This is a genomic window from candidate division Zixibacteria bacterium HGW-Zixibacteria-1 (genome assembly GCA_002838945.1).
GTDB lineage: Bacteria > Zixibacteria > MSB-5A5 > GN15 > PGXB01 > PGXB01.
Genome location: PGXB01000003.1, coordinates 76979 through 101831 on the forward strand (window position 1 = coordinate 76979; position 24853 = coordinate 101831).

The following is a 24853-nucleotide window of genomic DNA, read 5'->3' on the forward strand; positions in this document are numbered from 1 at the left end:
GGCGATCTTCTCCTCAAGTTTCTCGATGGTAAGTTTCATTCACCCACCTCCTTTGAAGTTGCTGTTTACAAATTCCCGGTAAATCCGGGCTTTTTTATAATACTTCAATTACTCAAATTAATAGAAATGCCTTAGCCGAACAGTCTCCTCGCAATAACTTAAGTAACAAATAAAACTGGACAAGTCAAGCAAAATTTGCACCTTAATTTAATTTTTCCAAAAATATCTAACGTTCCATGCTGTATATTGTTGTATTCGCGATAAATACTACCATATATAGCACAATCTACCACACTTCCTGCGCTTTTTAATTGTGTTTGCTCGAATAAATCTGTAATCGCTTTTCCTGCGATTATCCCGGAGGCAAAATCAAAGATGTCGAGCAAATCCATTTGCTTTACCAGATCATATTCCATATTTATTTCAATATAGCAAATTGGGCGCATTTTGGCAATCAAAATTATTTAACGTGGTTTTCACCACAGAGCGCCCTCGAAACGTTAATCTTACTGCTTAAACGTTTCAATCAGCTTTTTGTTGTAAAATTGAATAAGGTCTTCTCGCCGCAAAACACCCAGAATAATCGACGGATCGGTGCGATTCACGACCGGAAGCATTTTGGAGTCTTTCAGGTTCAAGCGTTTCAGAGCGGTTTCGAGGTCATCATCGGGAAAAACGGTGACATAATCCAGCGTCGCTATGTCTTTGGCTATTACCAGATAATCAAGTGTATGCTGGGTCAGAATACCCAGTAAATCCTGGAATGAAAGAATACCTACAAATTTGCCGAATCGATCGGTTACGATAAAGGTTGTTCCCCTGGAAGCCTCTACCTTTTCCACTATTTTTGCCAGAGGCATCGCGGCCGGTATCGTTTCAAACTCTCGATCCATAATTTCTTCAACATTCGACGCTATTAGAACGGCGGTATCTTTCCCGCCCTTGAGAAAGATTCCACGCTTGATAAGCTTTATAGTATAAATGGACGGCTCGAATAATCGCCTTGCGACCAAAGTTGAAAACACGACGGCCACCATCAGCGGCAGGATAATCCTATAGTCACTGGTCATCTCAAAAATAATCAGTATCGCCGTTATCGGCGCATGGGTGGTTCCGGCCACCAAAGCCGCCATTCCGACCAGCGCATAGGCTCCTTCGGAAGCAGTAATAGCCGGAAAAAGAGCATGAGCAACAAAACCAAAAGTCCCTCCGGCGACGGCCCCGATGAACAGTGAAGGCGCAAAAATGCCTCCGGAATTGCCGGAGCCGAGGGTCAGGCTGGTGGCCAATATTTTCAGGAAAATGAGAACCAGAGTCAGCCAGATCATCATGTCTCCATAGAGCGTGAGTTTGATGGTATCATAGCCGTCAGCAAAAATCTGTGGAAAATAAATACCGATAATTCCCAGCATCAGACCACCGATGGCCGGTTTAAGCATCGGGATGACTTTCAGCTTATCAAACATTTCCTCGGTTTTGTGCAATGTAGTCGTAAAAAGAACTGCGACAGAGCCGCAAAACCCGCCCAGAACCATATAAAGCGGGATTTCCCAGACCGAGACAAGGCTGTAACTGGGGACATCGAAGGCCGGATGATTTCCGAAAAACGAACGAGAGACCACGGATGCGACCACCGATGACAGCAAAACGGGTGAAAAGGTCTTGATGGCGAAGTCGCCCAGGATGATCTCCAGCGAAAAAATTACTCCGGCAATCGGGGCATTGAAGACGGCCGAAATACCGGCGGCCGCCCCGCACCCGACCAGGATTTTGGTTCTGGAGGCGGACATTTTGAAGACCTGGCCGATCGTGGACCCGATCGCCGAGCCGATCTGGACAATCGGCCCTTCCCGTCCGGCCGATCCTCCCGAACCGATACAGATAGCCGAGGCGATCGCTTTGGCCAGCGCCACCCTGGCGCGGATAATACCGCCTTTTCTGGCCACCGCCAGCATCACTTCAGGAACACCGTGTCCCCTGGCCTCGGCGGCGAATTTATAGACGATCGGACCGACCAGAAAGCCGCCGGCCATGGGAATAAGAGCGATCCAATAATTGAAACTGCCCAAAAAGGAGGTCAAAACCTCGGCCGAGCTGCCGAAAAACAGCTCCTTGAAATATTGGATTAATTTGATAAAAACTATGGCTCCCGCGCCGGTCCCGAGACCGACAATGACCGACATCCCGATCAGAATCTGCGTTTCCGAAAAGTGGAAAAGATACTGGACTTTTGTTTTCAGCCGTTCGTTCATAGGTTTTGAATTTATGACAAAAATTATATATATCAAGGAAAATATCGGCCGGTTTTTATGCCCCGGAGACAAAAAAAACTGCCCCGAATGGAGCGGTTTTTTTTACAAATGAAAGGGCTATTTCATAAGGGACATTTTTTGCGAAGCGGTAAATTCTCCGGCACGCATGACACAAAGGTATATTCCCGACGAAACAGTCCGGTCGGAATTATCGGTGCTGTTCCAGATCACCGAATGGCGGCCGGCTTCCAATTCGCGGTCAACCAGCGTGGCCACTTCCTGGCCCAGAATATTGTATATACAAATTGTCACAGGGCACGTGACAGGCACATCGAAAGCTACTTCAGTCGAAGGATTGAACGGATTGGGGCGGCAGGGATACAGGTTGAATTCGGTCGGCAGTGTGCCCGTCTGTCCTTCATCCCATGCCAGCTTACTCGAACCGCCCGAACCGCAGGCCTGGCAGTAGATCGCAAGAGTATCGGCATCGAGAACAACGTATTGATCTTTGGCGGCGCCGTCTTTCATCATCTTGTTGGACAGCTCCGGTACAATATATATCCATTGGTACGGCGAGCAGGCGCCGTCGATAGTGTATTCAATTTCGGCCACCTTGGTGTAGTCGTCGCCGTTGGCCGAAATGCTCGAGAAATCGCCGGTGGAATAGACATCGAAAGTACGGTCATCGATTTTCGAGAAAGACACCCCCGACCTGACACTGTTGTTGATGGTATTGATCTCCACCCGCAAATCGGGACTGTGCACCCTTATACTGAAAGTGTCCAGATCGAAAGTATTGCGGACATACAGGCTCTGTGTCGCCGAGCAGGTCCCGCCGGTCACCTTATCCACCGAAAACTCCCCCATAAGAACCTGAATGGAATCCTTTTGGAAGTGAAGTCTGTCATCATCATTCTTAACGACAACTGTCCCGGTCGTGTCCCAGGTTAGTGACGTGCAGGCTGACATTCCGTAATTGACCTCGTCACAAAAGTCGAATGAGATATATTTATCTTCAAAACTCGTTGGATTTATACTTGCCGGATCAGCCTGAAGTTCGAGCATAAACATGTTATTGACAGATTCAGAATCAACAATCTCCGAATAATAGTTGTCTTTATTTTGACTAAACACCTGATAAACCGAAGCATAGCATTTAGCACCACATGTTTTATCGATTTGATAATCCACGGCCGCATTCTGTAATTCAGTTAAATCCGGATCTCTAAAATTGTCTCCCATATCGAAATTCACAATTATGGATCGCGCAGTATCTCCCACCGGAAAGTTATTATCCATTTGAATCATGACATAGGCCATAGAATCACTTTTGGAGACCGTATTATCGCATCCGTCACAAGCAAAGTCCATCCTATAAGTATTTTCATATTGCGGGACGCTGATATTACCATTTAGTAGTTGATATGATTTGCTTAATTCAGAACATTCCTCGCTAATATCAGATCGAGGGGCAACCCTGCAGTATGAAGTATCATATATTATAGCCGCCCAATTACCATTTATATTTGGATTACAGTTAATCATAAATTCAAGCCAGTACAAAGTGTCCGGCAATGAATACTGATTCCCAATACAACTATCGCATGCACTAAGCGACACTTCTATCGTATCAACATTTTCCACAAATGATATGTCGTCCCACAATGAACTATCATGCGGCCACAAATCAATGAATTCAATCAGTGATTTATTAAATATTATTAAATGTTCCACTTGCCAGATGTTAAAATTGGATTCCGCGATCACCGGGACTCTTTTGATTTGACCAATGCCGCCAATCGCGACTATATTTTCAATATATATCCCGGCAGTATAATTGGCATTAGCAACTGATCCGGAAATTACTTGAGAATCGGGGGAAAACTTAATGTATCCACCATAAATTATCTCGCATTTTGATGCACCGGGAACCAATGTGATCGGGTTTTCGCTTAAATTTTCGGCACATTTTAGTTTGAATTTCAGGTAAGCACAGGTCACATAGTCCGACGGTGCATTTATTGCGCCCGCTTCCAGATAAATGACTGAGTCATATCCAATCGCCTCAATTGCAAATGTGCCGTTCCATGTCGAACTATCCATGTACGCATCAATTAATTCGAGCGATGCATCATAATTAAAGGTAAACCTGATCACACTAATCGTATCTTCATCCTGCCTGGTGTACTTCAGCTTCAAGGGAATTACAGCGATTGTGTCACCAGACTGAGTGGTTCCGGCGACAAATGCAGTATCCCATCCGGCCAGAAAATAGAGACTGGTATCAGCGGGCCCGCTTCGCTCCGGATCACCACCCGGTTCACCGGCGGTTAAATTGACAGATGCAATAATAATCAATATTAGTGTTGCGACTGTGATTAAAAATAACTTCCTGGACATAATTTGACCTTTCATTATTAATTAACTCATGTGCCCTTTTTCTTTGATTAATAACCTGTCGGCTTTTTTATATGCCGGGCGGAAGCCGAGTGTGGCAAAACATAGCCATCACTTTGTTCCTCTTATGACGGTTTATGATTTGCGAGAATTTGAAAACGGGGATGTCGGACTACGATGAAAGCCGTCGAACAACGGCCAAATTCTCATGAATATATTTCTACATCTTTGAACCCGGCCAGATCGCTTCCTCGGCCGGGATTGAGTTCAGCCTCAGCACCAGGGTGCGGGGCCGTTTTTATATAGATAATTTATCAGATACGCTATGTCCAACAGATTGATCGCGCCGGAACCGTCAGTATCGCCCGCATCAGAATACGCCATCGGCTCGCCGTTCTTATACAGATAGTCGATCATATACACCGCATCCAAAAGATTGACCGCGCCGTCATTCGTGGCATCACCGCAAACGTAGTCGATCCCGGCATTGAGAATAAAAAAGCCATAGGCGTCGGCCACATAAATATTCTGCCCATCGGTCGCGATCCCGTTGACACATTCGCCCGGCGTCTCATAGACCCCCGCCAGCGACATATTCGACGGGTTGGAGATATCCACAATCTTGACCTCACAGCCGATACAGGTCCCGTTGGCAATATAGGCATATTTACCGTATAAAGCGATATCGCACGGCACGTCGCAAAGCTCATCAAAGATACCCACCGAAACCGGGTGCGCCGGATCGGAGATATCGACGACCCGCATACCACAGCCGGCATCGGCCAGATAGGCATAATCACCGCGAACCTTCACCTCCCGAACCATCCCGCTGGTGTAGAGCTTCTCCCCCGCCGGCACCGGATTGGCCGGGTCGGTGATATTTATGATAACCAGGCCGGTTCGGTCGCCCAGATAAGCATAGTCACCGGCAACATCGATACTATACGCCTCATGGCCGCCAAAATAAATGTCGTTATAATAACCCACCCGGGTGATATTATACGGGTCGGAGATGTCGCAAATCTGCAGACCCGAAGTATCCGCCGCCGCAAAGGCATAATCGCCCTTGACAGAGACATCCCAGACATATCCGGGAGCGCGATAATTCGATATTATATGTGGATTGGAAGGATCAGTGATATCACAAATTCTGAAACCATTATAGGTCTGTGCGACGTAGGCATAATTTCCCTGAACGGCCAGATCAACAATATTTGAGATACCATCATTCCCCATAACAACGGGATTAGCCGGATCACTTATGTCAAGAACCGTTAAACCGGCTCCCTCCACCGATACATAGGCATAATTATCCTGTAACTCAACATCTATCAAATAGCCGACCAAACCATTTCGATCGTTCTTGCCGAAATTTATGAAATCTATGATTGAGGCATCCTCCGGTTGGGCAATATCCGCCACCCACACCCCCGAATAACCGCCCGTAATATAGGCATAGTCGCCAGAGATATCCATACCCCAGGAGTCACCGTTATTAATAATCCAACCAAGTTTGGTCGGGTTAAGGGGATCAGAAATATCAATAATATGCACTGTTGGATATCCCCCCATCGTCACATACGCTACATTATCCTTAATTTCCACATCCCACGGATCATCATAGTAAATATCCTGATTGTAAAAGGCAACCGCCGTCGGGTGATATACATCCGAGATGTCGACCGTTAATAATCCGGCGCATCCGAGGCCGTTATAGCGGCTGACAAAGGCATAATTGCCCACAACGCCAACATCTGTAGCAAAACAATCCGTCGCAATGCTCCCCATCCGCGTAGGATAACTGGCATAATGAACATCGAGAGTCGTCATACTCTCATAGGCTTCATCTATCGCAAAAGCGGTATCCCCGCGAATTACTATATTCCGCGAGTCATGCAATAAATAATTCCCCAGCGGTATCATGTCATTATAATAAAAGGCATTGAAGATATACAGGCCCGAATCCTGGGCGCACAAATAGCCCTGGTTCCCGTCGATCTTTACTGTCCAGGCGTTGCGGCCGGCATATAGACTGTCGAACAACTCGATATTATAGGGATCGCTGATATCATACTTCCATAAGGCTTCATCGCGGCGCCCGGGATCCGCCATGAACAGGTAGCCGTTGGCAATATCGATACCCCCCGTACCCTTCTGCATATAATATCGCGACAGCAATTGAGGATCAGCCGGATTGCTGACATCGAACAGAGCCAGCCCCGGCCCGAAACAGACGTAGGCGACATCGTTCTCCACCCGGATATCATGCGCGAATGTCCACAAGGCGCTTCCCAGATATTCCGGCGTTAAGGCATAATCCGACTTATTCGTCGGCAACTGATAATTATTGGACTGGAAGAGGTCATTGAGGGTGTAATTTATATTATTGTCCTCCTCCCAGAGCGCCGGATAAATCCGGTCGGCGATACGAACATAATTCTGTGTTTCGGTGGTGTCGATCGAGGTGACTATTCTTGACAGCGCCGACAAGCTGTCATAACCGAGTGGTTCCGTATCGGAACCGGTAGCGCCGGCAGCGGCCAGACAGAATAATAAAGCAGTCAGGCCCGCCGCCCTGAGCTTCGCTGATACGGCCATCTCTCCCCCGAGATTTATGTATTAGATTTAAATATTATTCGACAGCAACCGGCGTCGAATGTCGGATCGATGATGAGTAATTTGAGACACCGGATCAATGACTACATAACCTATAATAATATAATACATAACAATACATGTCAAGCAAAAATATGCAAGGCGGAGCCGCTTGTTGGGCCGTTTTCAACCCGGACTATGCAGAAACCGGATACAAATATGGAATTAACTTTACGCTGAAGATATGGCAGATGATTGGGCGTGGCAAAGATACGCCATTGTCTCCATGTTGTTTTTCAATGGAGAATTATCAGCATTTTTGAGGACTTTTATTGTTCCCTTTTCCCTTGACTTATACCCGAAATGGAATAAATTGTGGGCAATAAAGTGAAATATTTCACGAGGTTGTTTTAGTCGATTAAATATAAAGGGTTAAAGGATTTAATTATGAATAAAACAGCTGATGTCGTTATTATCGGTGGCGGAATTATCGGCCTCTCGACCGCTTTTCAACTGGCCCGCCATAATTATGGCAAAATCGTCGTGCTGGAAAAGGATCTTTTTCTCGGCACCGGGGCCACGGCCAAGTGCGCCGGCGGCATTCGGGCTCAGTTTACCACCAGAATTAATATAGAAATGTCGATGAAATCGGAAGAAATGCTGGCCAACTTCGAAAAAGAAAACGATTATCCGGTCGTTTTCGAGCAAAACGGGTATATGTTCCTTATTTTTGATGACCGGCAACTGGCCGAATTCACTAAATCGGTGGAATTACAGCGTTCGCTGGGTCTGAAAGTGGAATGGCTCGACATTCCCCGGATTAACGAAATCGCCCCTCCGGTCAGAACCGATGATGTGATCAAAGCAACCTTCTGCCATGATGACGGCATCGCCGATCCCAGCGATATGATAAATGGATATTCTACAGTAGCGCGCCGTCTCGGCGTCAATATAGAGTTCGAAACGGAGGTAACCGGATTCAATATAGAAGCGGGAGAAATAAAGTCGGTCATAACAACCAAGGGCGATATTTCCACTCCATTGGTTATCAACGCCGCCGGGCCATATGCCGGTGTTATCGGAAAGATGGCCGGCGCGGAAGTGCCGGTTCAACCGGTCCGCCGCCAGATCGTTACGACCGGGCCGCTGGACTATATCCCGCATACTTTCCCGATGGTCGTCGATGTCAACTCCGGACTGTATTTTCATAAGGAATCTCCCGGCCTTCTTCTGGGCTGGGCCGATCCCGAGGTCAAGCCTGGTTTCGATGAGTCGGTCGATCCGGATTATAATGATATGATTATCATGAAGGCGCTTGAACGGGTCCCTCGGCTGGAAACGGCGGAAATGGCCAAAAGCTGGGCCGGGTTATATGAGACTACCCCTGATCATCACGCCATTATAGATTTCACCGAGGAAGTTAAGGGTTTCTTTGTCTGTTCGGGCTTTTCGGGACATGGTTTGATGCATGCCCCGGCGGCGGGACTGGTGGCGGCCGAGAAAATCTGTGGCAAGAAAACCACCATAGACATATCTCCCCTGTCGCTGAAGCGCTTCGCACATGGCGCGCTGACTGAAGAAACCAATGTAATTTAACAACTTCCGTGGATTCATCGAAACCGGACCGGCAAAAAATATTGGTTTACAAAATGGGTTAATTGTGTTATTATGTAAATCTGTAAAATATGTATGGAATTATTTGTATTGTATAATGGAGTTTGAAATCCGCAGGAAAGACAGCGGAAGATTTAAAACGATTTGGGCAGGTAATTATGGCAAAAATGAAACCTGAAGATATCAAGGTAATTCTGGCGACCGACTGCGGTTCGACCACAACCAAGGCGATTCTGATTGAAAAACGCGACAATGAATATCGTTTGATTGTCCGGGGCGAGGCTCCGACCACGGTCGAGGCCCCGTTTGAGGATGTCACCATGGGCGTTTTGAATGCTATCGCCGAGGTGGAAGAGCTCTCCGGGCGTAAATTGCTCGATGAGAACAACAAAATTATTTCTCCTACCCAGGGCAATGTCGGAACTGATGTTTATATATCGACATCGTCGGCCGGCGGCGGCTTGCAGATGATGGTGGCCGGGGTGGTGCGTTCGATGACGGCCGAATCGGCTGAACGCGCGGCACTCGGCGCCGGCGCCATTGTCATGGATGTTATCGCCTCCAATGACAAGCGTCTCCCTCACCAGCAGATCGAGCGAATCAGGCATCTGCGGCCGGACATGATATTGCTGTCCGGTGGAATCGACGGCGGAACGACGACGCATGTGGTCGAAATCGCCGAATTGATATCGGCGGCCGATCCCAAACCTCGTCTGGGCTCCGGCTATAAACTGCCGATCATATATGCCGGCAATAAAGATGCTACCCAGGCAGTCAAAGATACGCTTGAGAAAAAAGTCGACTTAAAGACGGTGGAAAATCTTCGCCCGGTTCTGGAACGGGAAAATCTCGGCCCGGCCCGCGAGGAAATTCACAATCTGTTCATGGAACATGTTATGGCGCAGGCCCCGGGTTATCGCAAATTGATGACCTGGACCGATGCCCCGATTATGCCCACGCCCGGAGCGGTCGGTCTGATTATCAAGACTATCGCCGATATGGAAGGCATTGAAGCGGTCGGTGTTGATATCGGCGGCGCCACCACCGACGTCTTTTCGGTTTTCCGTCCCGGAGCCGCCGAAGGCAATAATGACGGTATTTTCAACCGCACCGTTTCGGCCAACCTGGGCATGAGTTACTCGATTTCCAACGTTTTCGCCGAAGCAACCCTGCCCAATGTCATGCGCTGGGTGCCGTTTCATATGGATGAACGCGACCTTCGCAATCGCGTCAAGAACAAAATGATACGGCCGACTACCATTCCCCAGTCTATGGAAGAGTTGATATTCGAACAGGCCATCGCCAAGGAAGCTTTGAGGCTGGCCTTTATTCAGCATAAAAATTTCGCCACTGTCCTGAAAGGTGTGCAGCAGCAGCGGACAATTGCGGATGCCTTCGAGCAAACAGGTTCGGGCGGCACGCTGGTCAATATGATGTCGCTGGATATTCTGGTTGGTTCGGGCGGGGTTCTCTCGCATGCTCCGCGCAGAAATCAGGCGGCGATGATGCTGATCGATGCCTTTCTGCCGGAGGGTGTAACTCGTCTGGCGGTCGATTCGATCTTCATGATGCCGCAGCTTGGGGTGTTGACCACGGTTCAGCCGCAGGCAGCCACGGAAGTTTTTAACAAGGATTGTCTGATTCACCTCGGGACCTGCGTAGCGCCGGTTGGAGAAACCAAGAAACCGGGACCGATGATGGATTACAAAATCACGCTGCCCGATGGAAAAACTGTTTCGGGAACGCTCAACTATGGCGAAATGAAACTGCTTAAACTGGGTGTGGTGGCGAACGGGTTGCCCGAAAAGGCCAAGGCGGAACTTGAGCCTCATCGCGGCTATGATCTCGGGCGCGGCAAAGGCAACAAAGTTGAGATAGAATTGGCCGGCGGCGTTGTCGGCATAATTCTTGACGGCCGAGGCCGGCCGTTTGTCGTTCCGATCGAAAACAAAACACGAGTGGAAAAACTTAAAGAGTGGATGACGGAGCTTGAGGTCTACCCCAAGGGAGCGCTCGATCGATAGAAGCGCAGGATTTTGCTATGAGACAATTATTTTTAACGGTTCTTGTTATGTTGGTGCTTGGTTCACCTGTTATGGCGGATGAGGCTTTTGTCAATTGGCGTGCCGGCTATTATGTAACTCATCCCGATGACTGGTATCATGTCCCGTATCGGACAGTGGATATCTTCCTCGAATCGCAGGAAGTTTCCATGTCCGAATTCGACTTCGATGCGGTCCTGGCGAAACGTCTTGATAAGAAGCCGTTCTTTGAAGGACCTTATATTTTTCTGACGCATATCCAAATGGATAAACTGAATCAGGCCCAGATTGATTCGGTGTTAAACCTTATCGAAAAGGTAAACGACCGCAAGGCGGTTGAAAGCTCATTGGGTACGAACCGAAACTTCAATCTCAATCAGCCGATCTATGACCGCAGTCTTGAACTAATCGCGGTTAAATCCCGGGTGACTTCAGAAATTGTCGACAAAGTACTGCTGGAGTTCACCAAATTCTATGATGGCGGGATTGTGTATTTCCTTTGTTATGCACCCAAAGAAATGTATAACGACGCCCAGCCGGTCTTTATCAGTATCGTGAATTCGTTTGAGACAAAAGATCTCGATAAGGTCTCCACCAAGGACAGCGTTAAAGTGGTGGATCTTTCGGAACGGAAATTGGACGGATATAACGAAAGTGATTTCCCGGGCCCAAAGGACAAAGAATCGGGCGGAAGCTGGCAGCGCTATGTTTTTATTCTGTTATTGCTTGTGATAGTCTTCGGCCTGATAAAAATATTTGTTTTCAAGAAGAAAAAACAGGGTTGATATAGATATTAGAAAATGAGGCAATAAATATGGGTCACGCATATACTCCCGGATTAAAGGTTACGGAAAAAATACTGGTAACCAAGAATCGCATTCTCCCTCTGAAGGGAGAAGTAATTGTAAAAAAAGGTGATAAGGTCAAGCCTGATGATGTTGTTGCCAGGACACATCTTCCCGGCCCTGTCGAGCCGATAAATGTCGCAAATATTCTGGGCATTCCGCCTGAGGACATAGGAGATGCCATGCTGAAGAAACGGGGCGACTCGGTTGAACAGGGCGAGATAATCGCCATGGCCAAATCATTTTTCGGCTTGTTCAAATCGAAGTGTCCGGCCAAGATAAGCGGCACCATTGAATCCATTTCCCATGTTACGGGTCAGGTTCTGCTCAGGGGCGCCCCTATACCGGTTACGGTAAAGGCTTATCTCGACGGCGAGGTGATCGAGGTTTTTGAAAACGAAGGGGTTGCCGTATCCACCTGGGGTTCATTTGTACAAGGTATTTTCGGTATCGGCGGGGAGACTCACGGCGAGATAAAAGTAGTCGTCCCCGATAATACGACCGTTCTCGAGGATAAGTATATTGATGAAAGCTGTCAGGGCAAAGTAATTGTGGGCGGTGCGCTGGTTACGGCCGAGGCGATCAAAAAAGCGGCCCAGGTTAATGCGGCCGGTATCGTGGTCGGCGGTTTCGACGACAAGGATCTGCGCGCCTTTCTTGGCTATGATATCGGCGTCGCCATCACCGGCTCTGAGGAAATCGGGATTACTTTGATTGTCACCGAAGGCTTCGGACAGATTAATATGGCCTGGAAAACATTCGATCTTCTTAAATCAAAAGAAGGTCAGCGGGCCTGTATCAATGGCGCCACACAGATTCGGGCCGGAGTCATTCGTCCGGAATTGATTATCCCTATGGCCGGGGACATTCACGCCAAAGCCGCCAATGCCGACTACCGCGAGCAGGGGTTGGATATCAATACCCCGGTGCGGGTTATTCGCCATCCTTATTTCGGCCAACTGGGCAAAGTGACCAATCTTCCGCCGCAGCTTACGGTGCTGGAATCAGGCTCATCGGCTCGTGTTCTTGAAGTCGAATTCGACGACGGCACCAGAGCCATGGTTCCCAGAGCCAATGTGGAAATGCTGGAATCATAGAAAATAAAGACGGCCGATGGAATCGGCCGGAGTCATTGAATAGGATTCAAAAAAAAGGCCGCCTTTTGGCGGCCTTTTCTATACCAGACAATTAAATTTTGCGGGCCTGACGGCCAAAATCCCGATTTCTTAATGTCCGCTCGGCTCTGATTTCGTCTCTTCCATCATGGTCGTATCCATGACGGCTGTGGTGTCTAGCATCATGGTGGTGTCTTCCGCCATGGTTTCAACGGCCTTTTCCGTGGCCGGCTCGGTTTTTGGTTCTTCTTTCTTGCCGCAGCCGAGCAAAAACAGCGATACCATCAGGCCCATTAACAAAATAATTAGGATTTTTTTCATGATTAACAACTCCCAGCCTTAAGGTTTGCCTTTAATCCTTTGTGGCAATAAAGAATTTCAAACCCCCTTGTCAAGAAAAAGATGACTATTTTTTTTTCACGTTCACTTTTTGTTGACACTAAAATAATTGAAGCGTATAATTGACAAGCAAGTATGCAAGAAATGTTAAGGCATTAACGAGACGGACCTTTTATCCCGTTGGAACGTAAAAAGGTAAAGTATGCAAGTATTTGAGCAAATTCCTCCGGCCATATTTTCAGGCGGCATATGGCAGATACTGGGACAAACCAGTCTCTTTGGCGCAATTATTCTGATCATCCTCGTCTGCTTCTCCCTCGTTTCATGGAGCATCATGTTCAACAAATGGCGCTTGTTCAAGCGTGTCGATAGTGAGAATGAATCATTCATACAGGGATTTCGCAAATCCCCCAAATTCTCCGGCATTATCAATCAGGCCAAGGCTCTGCAAAATACTCCTCTGTCGGGAATTTTTATCAACGCTTACAATGAGATCAGTGAAATCATTGCTTTCAAACGTGAAAATAATATGCTGAGCGAAGAGGCCAAGCCGCTTACCAGGAAAGAAGTGGAAGTCATCTCGATGACGCTGGAACGGTCAGCCTCGGAGGAGATTGCTTTCCTGGAAAAGCAGGTCGTCTTTCTGGCCACGACTGCCAATGCCTCGCCGTTCCTTGGCCTGCTGGGCACAGTGGTCGGTGTGATGGATTCTTTCTGGTCGATTGGCGAACGCGGATCGGCTTCACTGGCCGTTGTCGCGCCAGGTATCGCCGAAGCGCTTCTGGCCACCATCGTCGGACTCGGCGCCGCCATCCCGGCCGTAGTCGGCTTTAACTGGGCGACCAATCGTATCAAAGGATATTTTGATATTGCCAATAATTTTTCGCTCGAATTCGAGGCACGCGTTAAAAAGGATTTGACCGAATGAGAAAGCGCGAATACAGATCCATGGCCGAAATCAATGTCACCAATCTGGTTGATGTCGTGCTGGTGCTTTTGATCATATTCATGATTTCGGCGCCGTTGTTGCAGTCGGGGATCGAGGTCGATCTTCCGAAAACAAAAACCGCGGCTCTTGATGAAAGCGCCGAAGGGATCGTGCTGACCATCGACCGCAAGGGCGGTATATGGATCAATGACGTCTGGGCCGCCAGGGACAAATTTGAAACCAACCTGGACCGTGAGTTGAGAAGAATCAACAAATCATCGGTTTTTCTGAGAGCTGATTCATTGGTCCCATATGGGGTGGTGGTTGATGTTATGGGTCGCCTTAAACTGATGGGCATCGAGGAACTCGGCCTTATCACCGCCAAGGAAGAAGATCTTAAAAAGAAGAAAAAATGAAACAGGATCTGGCATTATCATTTCTGCTTCATTTTTTGGCCATCCTGATGCTGGTAGTATTGACACCGTTCACGCCAAAATACAAAATAGACCTGAATGATGTCATCAATGTCCGGCTGGCCGCAATGCCGGCCGCGCAGCAGCAGACCGAGCCGGAAAAATTGGAGCCGATAAATATCCCGAAACCGATTGTCGCCGACGAACCGGTTGCAGTGGTGACCGAGACCAAATCGGTTACAAAAGCCAAGCCTGTTGAAAAACCCAAACCGAAGCCGAAGGAAAAACCGAAAGACAATGCTTACAAACCCAAGGCGGAAACCGGAACCGAAAACAAAGCCGGCGCGGAAAACGGTCAAAAAGATGTCAGCGGTAACCTGGGGGTGGGTTCGAAGTTCGGCGGAGCCGCCATCGACAATGCTTCGTTTGATTATCCGTATTGGTTTGTCCAGGCTTTCAGCAAGATTGAACGCAATTGGACCAACCCCGTCTATGCCAATAAACCGATAAGTTGTATAATATATTTTCAGGTGATTCGATCGGGACGAATTATAAAAACCGAGGTCGAGAAGTCATCGGGCGTCGATGCTTTTGACTCCGCCTGTGAGAGAGCGGTCAAGTTGTCGCAGCCTCTCCCCCCGCTCCCCAATGAATTCACCGATGAAATAATAGGTATTCATCTGGAATTTCCATATTCACCGGGATAATTAATATGAAAAGTCTTAAAAGAATAGTATTCACTACCATTACGCTGATTATGTGCGCTTCGACATGGGGGCAATCCGGCCTGAGTGTCAGGGATTACACCGGCCGGCTGGATGAAAGACGGACTTTTGAACCGACTAAAATCGCCGTTGAAGAGGCCCATTATGTGGGAATAGACTATATAACGGCCGCCGATTCGGTAATTATGCGGAATTGCGGAATTATCCTCCAAAATGATCTTGATTTCTCTCCTTATTTTGAAAATGTGCCGCTCGATTCATTTTTCATGCGGCATATGGAGCTGGATCGAATGACCCTTCTGGGCTGGAAGCAGTTGGCCGCGCAGTATGTGGTCAGGCTGGAGATGGAGTTTCCCCGGAATAATATCACGATCCGTTACCGTCTTTTCTCGACCGAAGCAGAACGGGAAATCAGAAAAGAGCGTTTTGAAACGGCCAAGTCCGATTACCGCGCGGCGGTGCATGAAGTCGCCAACGATATCATCAAGGCGCTTCTGGGCGATGAAGGCATATATCGAACCAAGGTGGTCTATTCGAAAAAGCTGGGAGACGCCACCGAATTATTTATTGCCGATTTTGACGGCCATAATGAGCGGCAAATAACCAATAATGGTTCCCTGAATATCCTGCCGACATTCAGCCCTGACGGGCAATATATTTATTTCACCAGCTATATGGAGGATGAGGCGCGCATTTATATGCTCAACCTCAAAACCAATGCCGTGGATTTGATTTCTTCCTACGCCGGATTAAATACCGCCCCGGCGGTTTCTCCCGACGGCAAATTGATTGCCTGCGTTCTTACGAAAGACGGCAATTCGGAGATTTATCTGCTTGAACGAAACGGCAAAATCAAGAAACGGCTGACCAATAGCTGGTCGATCGAGACGGCCCCGACCTGGTCGCCGGACGGCAAGGAGATAGCCTTCACGTCGGACCGCACCGGCTCGCCGCAGATTTATGTTATGGACAAGGAAGGGTTGAATATCAGAAGGTTATCCTATCAGGGCAATTACAATGATTCTCCCTGCTGGTCGCCGCGCGGGGACAGGATAATTTTTACCAGCCGGGATGGGCGGTTTCAAATTGTTTCGGTCGATGTGATGGGCCGGGATTTCCGGGTTTTAGCCGATTTCGGCGATAATGAGAACCCGGAGTTTTCTCCGGATGGAAACCATATCGTTTTCGCGTCGAACCGGATGGGCGTAAAAGATATTTATACAATGGACATTTTTGGCCAGAATCAGCGTAAAATATCCAGCGGCGGGGGTTGCTCCAATCCAGCCTGGTCGCCGTATATAAAGTAATATCTTAATTCCAAAGGAGGGATGTGTTAAAGGGTGGTTTTTGATTTTTTTGGTTGACCGCAATTTTAATTTTCCTTAGCTTGAAGACAAATAACTTGAAAACTAAAAATTTTTAGGAGGCAAAAATGAAGAAGTTCATTCTACCCCTGCTGCTGTTGTCACTGCCATTGATTCTTGCAATCGGCTGTGGTGGACCGCCGCCGCCGGAACCGGAACAGCCGGTTATCGAGCAGCCGAAACCGCCGGTCGAAGAAAAGAAAGTGGAACCGCCGGTAACCCCAGAGCCGGAAATAAAGAAAATCAGCGAAGCCGATTTCAAAAAAGTTTATTTTGATTTTGACAAGTACAATCTGATTGACTCGGCGAAAACCGCTCTGGAATACAATGCCAGGATTCTTAAAGACAACATGAATGTAGTTATCAAGATCGAAGGGCATTGCGACGAACGCGGCACGGTTGAATATAACCTTTCACTGGGTGAGAAGAGGGCCAAGGCGGCGATGGATTACCTGAAGGGACTGGGAATTGCCGAAAAAAGACTGTCCATCATCAGCTATGGTAAATCGCGTCCGATTAACCCGCAGAGCAATGAAGCCTCGTGGGCCAAAAATCGCCGCGATGAGTTTAGAATCGTCTCACAATAGAAAGACGTGATGCTGATAAGAAACAAGACAGCAATTGTCCTGCTGGCCATAATGGTGGCGGTTGTTTTTTCAGGCTGTTGCATGAAGCGCGATATTCAGGTTGTCGACGCCAAAATCAACAACATGCGCGCCGATCAGCAGCAGATGAAAGAATCGCTGAATCGTCTGGATTCGCTGTTCTATTCCGACGCCGAAGAATCAGTCAAACTGCGGGCGGAGATCCGCAGTTCGCTCGGCGACATCAGAGACCAGTTTCAGATGATGCAGGCCAATATGAATGATCTGCAGGACAAGGTCAATTATATGACGGAGCGAAGTTCCGGCGGGGTTCCGATCAGAACTCAGCCGGTTGCCCCGGTTAAGGCAGGCGATACGACCGCGGCGGCCCAGACCGCTCCGGGCATCAATTGTCAGGAGCTGTATGATGAGTCGTTTATCAATATCCGCCGCGGACAGTATGAGGGAGCGATTCAGGGATTCACCGAGTATCTCAAATATTGCGGAACTCAGGACATGGCCGATAATGCCCGGTTCTGGATCGGCGAGGCTTATTATTCGATGGAGAATTATCAGGCCGCTATTGGTGAATTCCGGAAGCTTCTGAAAGACTACCCCAATTCGGAAAAACAGGCCAGCGCTTATTACAAAATGGCGCGGTCCTATGAGGAACTGGGGCAGAAAAGCGATGCCAGGGCGACTTTTCAGAAACTGGTTGACAATTTCTCCGGAACTCTTGAAGCCGAGCAGGCCAAGGAGAAACTCAAAGAGCTTTAGTTGGTTGTTATGCCGGTAAAGGCTCCCAAGATTCATGTCAGCGCCCCGACCGGTGTTATACCCTCCGGTCGGGGTTTTTATCAGCTCGAAGAAGAAGAGCTGTATCTGGCCGTGGAATATCCGGGCGAGCGTCCGAGCTTTTTTTCCTATCTCGAATCCGACACCTTATCGTTTCATCTTGATCGCGAAGGGCGGCTGATATTTATTGAACTGCTTCTTCCCCGCCGTCGGTGGCTGGTAAAGGAAAATTTGATAATCCCGGAAAGGGCCGAATCAGCTGATTTGAGATTTCTTGATTTTCGGAGTCCTTTCGAGCGGCCGGTTGTTTTCTGCGACCGCACTCGTCAGAATCTGATGATTCGGTTCAGCCGCGGCCCGGCGGTAAATAATTATTTTCTTGCCCAAAACCTTATCGCCCAGTTGAATACTTCCTATCGGCTGGTGGCCCTCTGGGTTTCCGATATTGTCGATGATGTTGCCGGCCGGGAGATTTATTCCTGGCGCAAGGAAGTTCACGGCGAACCGGTGGCCTGGCCGCCGCATCTGGCTCGCTCCATCAAAATGTGATTTACTTGTGATTTCTTTCCCCGGAATTCTTCCGTTATTAAAGGCGGAGGAATTGAATGGGAATATTTTTATATATCGATGTTGACGCCTTTTTCGCTTCGGTCGAGCAGTCCATCAACCGGTCGCTGATCGGCCGGCCGGTGATGGTCGGCGGGCTCAAACATGAACGCGGCGTAGTCGCCTGCCCCAGCTATGAGGCGCGCGCCCGTGGGGTGCGGACCGGGACGCCGCTGTATGAAGCCGCACGACGGATCCCCGACGGGGTCTTTCTCAGGGGCGATTTCCATCGCTATCAATACTATTCCGAACGTTTTTACGAAATACTCAACCGGTATAGTCCTGAATTACAGCGCATTTCACAGGATGAAGCCTGCCTTGATATAGCCGGCGCGATCCGCGCTTTCGGCGGCGCCCGGCAGCTGGCCGGGGAATTGCAGAATGATATATGGAGAGAACTGGCCCTCTCCACCTCGATCGGTGTCGCCCCCAGCCGGGTGGCATCCAAGATCGCCTCCGAATACAAGAAGCCGATGGGATTGACCATCCTGGAACCGGAGAATATAAATGAGTTCTTTGTCGGACTGCCGATACGCAAGATTCCGGGCGTGGGTCATACCACCGAAAAGATTCTTCATGAGATGGGTATCCGAACGGCCGGGCAGCTGGCGGCTGTCCCGGAGCATTACCTGAAAACGGTCTTCGGCATCAATGGCCTCAAAATAGCCGCCTACAGCCGCGGCGAGGACGGCATCCCGCTTCGTGATTATAAGGCGATCAGATCGGTCAGCCGCGAGACCGGTTTTGCCGATGATATCACCGACCGCAATGTTCTCCTCTCACACTTTTATTATCTGCTGGAGCGAGCCGCATCAAAATTGCGGCAATTGTCGAAAAAAAGCGGGACGGTGAGAATCAAGTTCCGCTATGCCGATTTTCAGACAGTCGAAGCATCGAGCCGCATCCACCCGGCATCCAATGACCAAAACAGCATTTTCCCGATAATCCAAAATATGTTTGTCAGGACCTTCACGCGGCGGCAGGGTATCCGGCTGGTCGGGGTGACCTTGAGCGGGCTGAAAAATTACATCGACAATGCGACTTTTCTCGATGACAGAATCGAAAAGGACCGACGGTTGCTGCAGGGACTGGATTTTGCCCGCGATAAGGCCGGCTTCTTTGCCGTCACAACCGGCCGGACACTGTCGCTGGCATCGAGATATAAACGTGGTGATACCGGTTATGAGCTTCGTACTCCCAGTCTGTCACAGTAATTTTTCCCTGTTGTACGGCACAATCAGCCCGGAGGACCTGATAAAAACAGCCGCCGGGTATGATTACGCCGCCCTAATGCTGGCCGACCGGAACAATCTGTATGGCTGTTATGATTTCTATTTCGCGGCCCGCGAGCGGGGTATCAGGCCGATCATCGCCGTCGAACTGACGACAAGCATTGGAGATATTATTCTCGTCTGCGAAAATCATGAAGGGTACAAAAATCTCTCGCGCCTGATTACTCAGTATCAGCTCCATGGCAAACCGGATGTAAATGAACTGTCACAATATCGAGACAATCTGGTTTGCATTGCCGGCAGCGTTTCCGAACCTGCAGCATTAAAAGAAATCTATGAAAACAACCTTTATGTCGGATTAACCCGGAATAATCCCTCAAGAACCGAGCGGCAGGCCCGGCAGCATAATCTGAAGACCCTTGCCTGCCCGCTGGTCACCTTTCTCGATGCAAACGATTACAACCGGCACCGTCTTCTGCGGGCCATCGATGGCGGCTATCTTCTGAACAATCTCCCTGAAAATGTCTGCGCTCATCCCGATGAGTATTTTCAGGCTCCTGATCGGTATGAGCATTTTTTCGGGGTATTCCCGGAAGCGATTAATAACAACCGGATGCTTATCGAAAGATGCAATCCGGATATCATTATCGACGGCGATCATGCGGAGCGATTGAAGTGCGACACGCTGGAGGGCTTAAATCGGCGGCGGCCCGACTTGTCGGGCCCATACCTGGCGCGCCTTGAATACGAGTTGTCGGTTATACGGAAAACCGGATTTGTCGATTATTTTCTGATTGTCGGGCAAATCATCGCTTTCTGCCGCCGCGAAGGTATCGCGGCGGTCGGGCGCGGTTCGGCCGCCGGGTCGCTGGTGTCATACAGCCTTGGCATTACCGAGGTCGATCCCATCAAAGAGAAACTGTATTTCGAGCGGTTCCTCAATGAGGCCCGTTTTGATTGTCCCGATGTCGATCTCGATATCGACTGGCGCCGGCGTGATGAAGTCCTTGATTTTGTTTATCGCACATATGGGGCGGAACATGTGGCCATGATGGCTTCATATATTCATTTCCAGCCAAGACTGGCGATTCGGGAGAGCGCCAAGGCGCTCGGTCTTTCGCCTGACGAGATCGAACGCTACGCGGGGCGAATCTCGACTCATCCGCTTGAGCGAAATGATTTTTCGGAAAAACCTCCGGCCAGAAACCGCGCCGAATGGGAACGACATAAGCCGGTTCTTGAAGCGGCCCGCTCGATTTACGGATTGCCGCGGCATCTGGGAATACATGCCGGCGGCATTGTTATCACGCCGGAGCCGATAACCGATTATATCCCCCTAGAGCGGGCCACCAAGGGAATCAATGTAACCCAGTGCGATATGTATCAGGCCGAGAAAATCGGTCTGGTCAAGATCGACATCCTCGGTCAGCGGGGCCTGGCCGTCATCGCCGATTGCTATAAGGCGGTGCGAGAAACAGAAGGAGAGAATTTTCGGATTCCGGAAGATGATCCCGCCACCTATGAGATGCTCAGGGCGGGCCGGACCATCGGGGCCTTTCAGATCGAATCGCCGGGCATGCGGGCGATGCTTCGTGATCTCAAACCGAGGGAACTGAATGATATCACCCTGGCCTTATCGCTGATACGCCCCGGGGCATCGGAATCCGGCATGAAAAGGATTTTTCTCGACCGTTTCCACGGCAAGATACCGACCATCTATCCTCATAAAAACCTCGAAGATGTGCTGAAGGAAACTTATGGGGTTTTTATCTATCAGGAGCAGGTCCTCCTGGCCGGGCAGAAGATCGCCGGATTCAATCTGGCCGCATCCGATCTTCTCCGCCGCGCCATCACCAAGGGCCGTAAAAAAACCGACCGCGACCGACTGGGCCGGCGTTTTCTTGACGGCGCCCGGAAGAATGGCGTCGATACCGAGACGGCACAGAAAATCTACGCTCAACTGCGGCAATTCGCATCATTTGGTTTCTGCAAGGCGCACGCCGCCACCTATGGCTACCTGGCCTATCAATCGGCTTATTTTAAGGCGCATTATCCGGGGCTGTTTATGTCGGCGGTCCTTCGAAACGGCGGCGGGTATTACCCGTCGGCCGTATATGTGGCCGAGGCCCGGCGGCTGGGCGTCGGGATTCGTCCGCCCGATGTTAATTTCTCGGAATCGAGAGATAGCTGGAAATTGGACCGGATATTTCTCGGCGTCGAACGCGTCCGGGATATTTCGAGTAACACGCTCAAACAGATAGAACAAAACCGGCCGTTCCGCTCACTGGCTGATTTCATGACCGGTGTGGATTTGTCGGAAAATGAGATGGAAAATCTCATTCGGGTGGGTTTTTTCGATTCGATCGACACGTCGCGCCCACGCCTTCTCTGGCAATATCGACTTCTGGGCCGAAACAAAAAATCCGGCGGCGGCGATCTCTTTGGCGGCAGAGTGGTGACGCCGGAAATGAAATCGATGCCCGATCTTGTTCCCTTCAGCCGCCTCGAGGTTTTCAAGGCCGAAAGAAATATACTGGATGTGGCGGCGTCATTCCATCCGCTTTCTCTCTTCGCCGCCTATAAGCCGGTCAGTATGGAACAGATCGGCAGGTTCAAGGACAGAAGCCCGGTAACGCTTTCGGGCTGGCTGGCCGACCGCAAACGAATCAAGACCCGCGACGGAAAGTCGATGGTTTTTCTGACATTCGACAGCCTCGATGATACTTTCGAGGTGGTGCTTTTCCCCGACATATACAATCAATGTAATGAGACTGTCAGGAAATATCGTTATCTGACGGTTGACGGCTATATCAATATCGATGAGGGCAATACGGCCGTTATTGCCGAGAAGATTTACCCCTCCCCGACCGGACTGAAAGAAATGCCCTATGTTTAAGGTTGACAGGCGGATGACGTCAGGATTAATTTAAGCCATGCCGATACCGGAAAAAATAAAGGAAGAATACTCCCGACTGGTAGAAAAAATCGAATATCATAACCGGTTGTACTATGTCCATGACCGGCCGGAAATATCCGATGCCGAATATGATCGGTTCTATGATCGACTGCTTCAGATCGAAAAGGAATATCCGGGGCTGATCACGCCGGAATCGCCGTCGCAGCGGGTCGGCGCCGCGCCGCTTCCCTCATTTGAGACACACACTCATCGTGTCAGGATGTTATCGCTCCAAAAAGTGACCACCCCTGAGGAGTTCGCCGATTTCGACCGCCGCGTTCATGAAGGATTGGAGACAGCGGAGCCGGTGGAGTATGTGATCGAACCGAAACTGGATGGATTGGCGGTCGAGCTGGTTTATGAGAAGGGTATTCTGACGGTCGGTTCGACACGGGGCGACGGGACTCGAGGCGAAAATGTTACGCCCAATATACGCACCATTCGGAGTATCCCGCTTCGGTTGTCGGAAGAGGCGGCGGCAAAATACAAGCGGTTGGAAGTGCGAGGCGAAGTTATTATTCATAAAGGAGCTTTCGAAAGGCTCAATAGGGCCATGGAGAAAAACGGCTCGGCTCCCTTTGCCAACCCGCGAAATGCGGCCGCCGGATCATTGCGCCAGCTTGATTCAAAAATAACGGCGACCCGGCCGCTGGTCTTCTATGCCTATGGTATCTCGGATATTAATTTGCCCGGACTCCCGGATCAGTTTACGGCCATGCAATTTCTGAAGAGCGAAGGATTCCGCATTAATGAATATATGGAAAAGGTCGTCGGCATCGAGCAGGTCAGGGAAAAATTCGAGAGGCTCGAGACGGCCCGACCGGAGCTGGATTATGAAATCGACGGTATGGTGGTGAAAGTAAATGATTTCAAAAGCCAGGACCGGCTGGGTGAGATATCGCGCGCACCCCGATGGGCGATAGCCTGGAAATTCAGCGCGGAAGAGGCGGAAACAATTGTCGAAGATATCATCTTTTCAGTAGGCCGAACCGGGATAATCACGCCGGTGGCCAAATTGAAACCGGTTCGGGTATCGGGTGTAACCGTTTCCAATGCTTCCCTGCATAATGAAGATGAAATAAAGACCCTGGATATAAGAATCGGCGACACGGTCATAATCAAGCGGGCCGGCGATGTTATCCCCGATGTTGTCGCGGTTATCACAGAACGACGCGACGGCTCCGAGCGGGCGGTCACCATGCCGACAACTTGCCCGTCATGCGGCTCGGAAGTACACCGCCCCGAAGGAGAAGCGGCTCATCGATGTTTCAATGCCGCCTGCCCGGCCCAGGTTATCGAGAGAGTCTTTCATTTTGCTTCCAAGGATGCCATGGATGTAGAGGGACTGGGCGGGAAGCTGGCCACGCAGCTTGTGGAAAAAAAGCTGGTTCATGATCCATCCGATATATATTATCTCACCAGGGAAAAACTTTTGCCGCTGGAACTCATGGCCGACAAACGGGCGCAGAATCTTCTGGATGCCGTAGAAGTTTCCAAGAGCAGAGAATTACCGAATATTATTGTCGCCCTCGGCATTTTCGGAGTCGGCGAAACGGCGGCCCGGCAGCTTGCCTCACATTTTCGTGATTTCGACGCCATTCGGAGTGCTTCATTTGAGGAACTGGTGTCTGTCGAAGGTATCGGCCCGATTATCGCCCAATCGATTATTGACTTTTTTGCCAATCCGGGTAATCAGGAAATGATCCGAAAATTGAAAGCGGCCGGTGTTGTATTTCCATCTTACGGCACGGCTGATTCCGGCGACAAACCCTTATCCGGCAAGACATTTGTGATTACCGGAACATTATCTCAGCCTCGCGACCATTTCAAGAAACTGATTGAAATGGCCGGCGGTAAAGTGGCCGGATCGGTCTCCGCCAAAACCGATTACCTTCTGGCCGGCGAAAAAGCCGGCAGCAAACTGGAAAAGGCCGAAAAGCTGGGCGTCAAAGTCATTGACGAAGAGGCGCTTGGGCAACTAATCTAAATCGCAGATCGAAAATCACAATTATCCTTTAAGAAATTATAACAATTCAGTCTATCTTTAAGCA

General features: G+C 49.4%; 19 protein-coding genes. 14 read left to right on the top strand and 5 right to left on the bottom strand.

From position 1 onward, the window contains the following. Positions 1-158: 158 nt before the first annotated feature. The 4 genes from CVT49_02305 to CVT49_02320 form a co-directional block, all read right to left on the bottom strand. Positions 159-458 carry a hypothetical protein gene (locus CVT49_02305; GenBank protein PKK84675.1) on the bottom strand — a complete coding sequence of 100 codons (300 nt, stop codon included), beginning with the start codon at positions 456-458 and terminating at the stop codon, positions 159-161. A 48-nt stretch (positions 459-506) separates the two neighbouring features. Beyond that, the gene (locus CVT49_02310) at positions 507-2324 is read right to left on the bottom strand and encodes a chloride channel protein (GenBank protein PKK84676.1); all 1818 of its coding nucleotides are present in this window, start codon (positions 2322-2324) and stop codon (positions 507-509) included. A gap of 45 nt (positions 2325-2369) precedes the next feature. Further along, positions 2370-4610: a hypothetical protein gene (locus tag CVT49_02315; protein PKK84677.1), complete on the bottom strand. Its 2241-nt coding sequence runs from the start codon at positions 4608-4610 to the stop codon at positions 2370-2372. Positions 4611-4922: 312 nt separating this feature from the next. Then, entirely contained in the window at positions 4923-7247 is a 2325-nt protein-coding gene (locus tag CVT49_02320; protein ID PKK84678.1) for a hypothetical protein, read from the bottom strand. A gap of 444 nt (positions 7248-7691) precedes the next feature. Between CVT49_02320 and CVT49_02325 the strand changes: the two genes are divergently transcribed. The 4 genes from CVT49_02325 (at position 7692) to CVT49_02340 (ending at position 12842) form a co-directional block, all read left to right on the top strand. Then, positions 7692-8840 carry an FAD-binding oxidoreductase gene (locus tag CVT49_02325; protein ID PKK84679.1) on the top strand — a complete coding sequence of 383 codons (1149 nt, stop codon included), beginning with the start codon at positions 7692-7694 and terminating at the stop codon, positions 8838-8840. A 176-nt stretch (positions 8841-9016) separates the two neighbouring features. Beyond that, on the top strand, positions 9017-10882 hold the full coding sequence (locus CVT49_02330) for a methylaspartate mutase (GenBank protein ID PKK84680.1): 1866 nt from the start codon (positions 9017-9019) through the stop codon (positions 10880-10882). Between the two features lie 17 nt (positions 10883-10899). Beyond that, entirely contained in the window at positions 10900-11685 is a 786-nt protein-coding gene (locus CVT49_02335) for a hypothetical protein (GenBank protein PKK84681.1), read from the top strand. Positions 11686-11714: 29 nt separating this feature from the next. Beyond that, complete coding sequence (locus CVT49_02340) at positions 11715-12842, top strand: hypothetical protein (GenBank protein PKK84682.1); 1128 nt, start codon at positions 11715-11717, stop codon at positions 12840-12842. 129 nt (positions 12843-12971) lie between these two features. On the opposite strand, the gene CVT49_02345 is transcribed toward CVT49_02340, so the two are convergent. Beyond that, entirely contained in the window at positions 12972-13181 is a 210-nt protein-coding gene (locus tag CVT49_02345; GenBank protein PKK84683.1) for a hypothetical protein, read from the bottom strand. Positions 13182-13401: 220 nt separating this feature from the next. Here CVT49_02345 and CVT49_02350 point away from each other — a divergent pair, with 220 nt between their 5' ends. The 10 genes from CVT49_02350 (at position 13402) to CVT49_02395 (ending at position 24789) form a co-directional block, all read left to right on the top strand. Continuing rightward, a complete protein-coding gene (locus CVT49_02350) occupies positions 13402-14127 on the top strand; it encodes a Tol-Pal system subunit TolQ (protein PKK84684.1) in 726 nt (241 codons plus the stop codon). Beyond that, positions 14124-14543: a protein TolR gene (locus CVT49_02355; protein PKK84685.1), complete on the top strand. Its 420-nt coding sequence runs from the start codon at positions 14124-14126 to the stop codon at positions 14541-14543. The genes CVT49_02350 and CVT49_02355 overlap by 4 nt, the downstream gene beginning before the upstream one ends. Beyond that, entirely contained in the window at positions 14540-15247 is a 708-nt protein-coding gene (locus tag CVT49_02360) for a hypothetical protein (GenBank protein ID PKK84686.1), read from the top strand. Before CVT49_02355 ends, CVT49_02360 begins: the two co-directional genes overlap by 4 nt. Positions 15248-15252: 5 nt before the next feature. Beyond that, positions 15253-16572: a Tol-Pal system beta propeller repeat protein TolB gene (gene tolB, locus CVT49_02365; GenBank protein PKK84687.1), complete on the top strand. Its 1320-nt coding sequence runs from the start codon at positions 15253-15255 to the stop codon at positions 16570-16572. Positions 16573-16697: 125 nt separating this feature from the next. Next, complete coding sequence (pal, locus tag CVT49_02370; protein PKK84688.1) at positions 16698-17216, top strand: peptidoglycan-associated lipoprotein; 519 nt, start codon at positions 16698-16700, stop codon at positions 17214-17216. 9 nt (positions 17217-17225) lie between these two features. After that, entirely contained in the window at positions 17226-17990 is a 765-nt protein-coding gene (gene ygbF, locus CVT49_02375) for a tol-pal system protein YbgF (protein PKK84689.1), read from the top strand. 9 nt (positions 17991-17999) lie between these two features. Further along, positions 18000-18557, top strand: coding sequence for a hypothetical protein (locus CVT49_02380; protein PKK84690.1), 558 nt, complete (start codon positions 18000-18002; stop codon positions 18555-18557). Positions 18558-18613: 56 nt separating this feature from the next. Next, on the top strand, positions 18614-19828 hold the full coding sequence (locus tag CVT49_02385; GenBank protein ID PKK84691.1) for a DNA polymerase IV: 1215 nt from the start codon (positions 18614-18616) through the stop codon (positions 19826-19828). Further along, positions 19650-22742 carry a hypothetical protein gene (locus CVT49_02390; GenBank protein PKK84692.1) on the top strand — a complete coding sequence of 1031 codons (3093 nt, stop codon included), beginning with the start codon at positions 19650-19652 and terminating at the stop codon, positions 22740-22742. Before CVT49_02385 ends, CVT49_02390 begins: the two co-directional genes overlap by 179 nt. 37 nt (positions 22743-22779) lie before the next feature. Continuing rightward, positions 22780-24789 carry a DNA ligase (NAD(+)) LigA gene (locus CVT49_02395; GenBank protein ID PKK84693.1) on the top strand — a complete coding sequence of 670 codons (2010 nt, stop codon included), beginning with the start codon at positions 22780-22782 and terminating at the stop codon, positions 24787-24789. Positions 24790-24853: the final 64 nt, after the last annotated feature.